Source organism: Sphingomonas sp. Leaf62 (genome assembly GCF_001421915.1).
GTDB lineage: Bacteria > Pseudomonadota > Alphaproteobacteria > Sphingomonadales > Sphingomonadaceae > Sphingomonas.
Window position 1 is genome coordinate 91,283 of record NZ_LMLN01000007.1, and the last position, 627, is coordinate 91,909.

A 627-nucleotide genomic window follows, 5' to 3' on the forward strand; every position below is an offset into this window, starting at 1 on the left:
AAGGAAGCGCGCATGGGGCAAATCCGTATCGCCGGGCGCTGGTTCGAAGCCTGCTGCCTCTGTCCAACGCCAGACCTTCCCGGCCACCTCCTGCACGTCGCACGGCACCGGATGGCAATCTGGTGGTACGTTGACGAGTAAGGTTTCCAGATCCTGTGCCGCAATGGTCGACCGGACGACGCCATCTGCGTCCTGAACGATAGCGTACCGCTTCACCTCTTCAGCTCCGAGATCGTGACGGTCGGCGTAGCAATGGACTGGTTCTTCGGCGAATTGTTGGTGACCCGTACGATGTACGTGACCAGCACCTGGCCTGGTGTGTCCACTGCCCAAAGGCTGAAGTACGGGGCCTCCTGAAAATCGCCCGTTGCAACCGTCGTATAGTTGCCGTTGACGACCCGCAGCAGGATCACGCCGACCCGGTTGTCGGGTCGCGCCATCTCCACACTGTACGAACTGCCCAGCTTTACATCGATCCTCAACGTACCACCCGCGCTGTTCAGCGATACGGTGGCGACGTCGGCGGTTTCATACTGGCGCAGGAACACGCCGTTGCCCGACGCAACGACGGTGTTGGTCACCGCTTGATTGGCGATTTTCTCTGTGATGATGGTGCCGTTGACCAGC

At 60.3% G+C, this 627-nt stretch carries 2 protein-coding genes; both read right to left on the reverse strand.

The window, feature by feature from the left end; translation table 11 throughout:
• On the reverse strand, positions 1-216 hold a 216-nt coding region (locus ASE91_RS20475; protein WP_235530329.1), incomplete at its 3' end, for a hypothetical protein.
• Positions 213-627: hypothetical protein (locus ASE91_RS20480; RefSeq protein ID WP_235530330.1), on the reverse strand; the 415-nt coding region annotated here is incomplete at its 5' end. The genes ASE91_RS20480 and ASE91_RS20475, both read right to left, overlap by 4 nt.